The organism is Pseudomonas sp. 18.1.10, from assembly GCF_024655625.1.
In the GTDB taxonomy this organism is placed as follows: Bacteria; Pseudomonadota; Gammaproteobacteria; order Pseudomonadales; family Pseudomonadaceae; genus Aquipseudomonas.
In genome coordinates this window covers 1-2,701 of sequence record NZ_JANLGL010000395.1, presented here as the reverse complement: position 1 = coordinate 2,701, position 2,701 = coordinate 1, and the positions used below count along the sequence as shown (strand labels likewise).

The following is a 2,701-nucleotide window of genomic DNA, read 5'->3' as shown; positions in this document are numbered from 1 at the left end:
ACAGCGAATACGGTGTGTCAGTCGAAATATTGGTGACTGACACGCCGCCTTCGCGAGCAAGCCCGCTCCCACATTAGCCTTCACCTGATTCAAGAAGTAATGCTTAACCCCAAACTCCCGCTTGCGTCGTTTCACCGCGCTCACTAACGTAGCGCCTTTACTGACGCTACCCCCCGCAGGAGCTTTGCCATGGCCTCGCCAGCCCTCTCACATTTTCTTCCCCGGTTCGGCGTTGCCGCGGCAGTGGCCAGTGCGTTAAGCCTGGCCGGTTGCCAGCTCCAGAGCACCCAGGACACCCTGCCACCGGTCGCCGGTGTGCAACCGATCAAAGGCCTGGCACAGAATGTGTCGGTGCGTCGCAATGCCCAAGGCATGCCGCTGATCGAGAGCAATACCTTCCACGATGCGCTGTTCAGCCTCGGTTATGTACACGCCAGCGACCGCATCACCCAGATGGTCACCCTGCGCCTGCTGGCCCAGGGCCGTCTGGCGGAAATGTCGGGCCCTGATGTACTGGATGCCGACCGTTTCATGCGTGCGGTCAACCTGAAAAAAAGCGCCGGCGAGCTGTATAACGCCTCGTCGCCGCGCCTCAAGCGTTTCTTCGAGGTGTACGCGCGGGGCGTCAACGCCTACCTGTTCCGCTACCGCGACAAGCTGCCGCCGGACCTCGCCCAGACCGGTTACAAACCGGAGTACTGGAAGCCTGAGGATTCGGCGCTGTTGTTCTGCCTGCTGAATTTCAGCGAGTCGGCCAACCTGCAAGAAGAAATCGCCTCCTTGGTGCTGGCACAAAAGGTCGGCGTCGACAAACTCGCCTGGCTCACCCCGAGCGCGCCGGACGAAGCGATCCCGCTGGCCGAAGCGGAAAAACTCAAAGGCGTGAACCTGAGCCAGATCAGCGGCCTCGCCGGGCTGGACAGCGTCAGCCAGCAACTGAGTCGCCTCAATTCGCTGGCCGTGACCACCTCGAGCAACTGGGCGATTGGCCCGCAACGCAGCCGCAGCGGCAAAAGCCTGCTGGCCAACGACCTCGCCGCCCAGCCGCAAGCGCCGTCCCCGTGGAGCTACGTGCAGATCCGCGCGCCGAAATACCAGGCGGTCGGCGCCTCGATTGCCGGTTTACCGACCCTGTTGTCGGGCTTCAACGGCAAAGTCGCGTGGAGTATGAGCACGGTCAAGGGCGATACCCAGGACCTGTTCCTGGAAAAGGTCAAACGCCAAGGCAGCGCGTTGTACTACGAGAACAACGGCAAATGGCTACCGGCCGGTGTGCGCAACGAAACCTTCTTCGTCAAAGGCCAACGTTCGATTCGCGAAGTGGTGTACGAAACCCGCCACGGCGCCCTGCTCAATAGCAGCCAGGCCCTCACCACAGGTTTTGGCCTGGCCCTGCAAACCGCCGACTTCAAGGACGACAAGAGCCTGGATGCGTTCTTCGACCTGTCCCGCGCGCAAAACGCCGGCAAGGCTTCGGACGCGACCCGCGAGATCCGCGCCATCGCGTTGAACATGGTGTTCGCCGATGCCAGCAACATTGGCTGGCAAGTCACCGGGCGTTTCCCCAACCGCCGCGAAGGTGAAGGCCTGCTGCCTTCGCCGGGCTGGGACACGCGCTTTGACTGGGACGGTTACGCCGACGCGATGCTACACCCCTATGACCAGGACCCGGCCCAAGGCTGGATCGGCACCGCCAACCAACGCACCGCGCCACGCGGTTATGGCATGCAACTGTCCAATTCCTGGGACGCCCCGGAACGCAGCGAACGCCTGGCGCAACTGGCCAACGCGGGCAAGCATGACACCCGCAGCATGATCGCCATGCAATACGACCAGACCACCACGTTCGCCGCCAAGCTCAAGACCCTGTTCCAGGCGCCGGGCATGGCCCAGCCGCTGAAGCAGGCGATCGATGCCTTGCCAGCGGCCGAACAGGCCAAGGCGCGTGAGGCGCTGGGTCGCTTGATGGCGTTCGACGGTCGCCTGGTATCCACCTCCGCCGACGCGGCGATCTACGAGCTGTTCCTGCAGGAAAGCGCCAAGCAGATCTTCCTCGACAAGCTCGGCCCGGAAAACAGCGCCAGCTGGAAGGCCTTTGTCAGCACGGCCAGCCTGTCCTACGCCGCCACCGCCGACCACCTGCTGGGTCGCGAAGACAGCCCGTTCTGGGATGACACGCGTACCCCGCAGAAAGAAGACAAACCGGCGATCCTGGCGCGCACCCTCGCCGCCGCGATCAGCGCCGGCGACAGCCAACTGGGCACCGACCACAAGGCCTGGCAGTGGGGCAAGTTGCACAGCACCACCTGGAAAAACAGCCAGGGCCAGGTGATTCGCGGCCCGCTGGCGTCCGGTGGCGACCACAACACCTTGAACCCGGCGCCGTACAGCTGGGGGCAGGACTTCAACACCACGCAGGTGCCGGCGTTGCGCATGATCGTCGACTTCAGCCAGGTGGAGCCGATGACCGGCCAGGGTGGCATCGGCCAATCCGGCAACCCGGCCAGCCCGAACTATGCCAACGGCATCGACCCGTCGCTCAAGGCGCAATACCTGAGCTTCCCGATGCAGCCGCAGAATTTCGAGAAGGTGTATGGAAAAGCCAGGTTGACCCTCACACCCGGTAAGTAGCTGAAGAAACCGGATCAAACTGTGGGAGCGGGCTTGCTCGCGAAGGCGGTGGATCAGTCGATGCAAATGT

1 protein-coding gene is annotated in these 2,701 nt (G+C 63.1%); it reads left to right on the top strand.

From position 1 onward, the window contains the following. Positions 1–189 precede the first annotated feature (189 nt). Positions 190–2,631, top strand: coding sequence for a penicillin acylase family protein (locus NUV89_RS29040; protein ID WP_257784024.1), 2,442 nt, complete (start codon positions 190–192; stop codon positions 2,629–2,631). Positions 2,632–2,701: the final 70 nt, after the last annotated feature.

What these genes read in the sequence shown, in the direction of transcription:
- NUV89_RS29040 (WP_257784024.1), top strand. Translation starts at nt 190, where the DNA reads ATGGCCTCGCCAGCCCTCTCACATTTTCTTCCCCGGTTCGGCGTTGCC.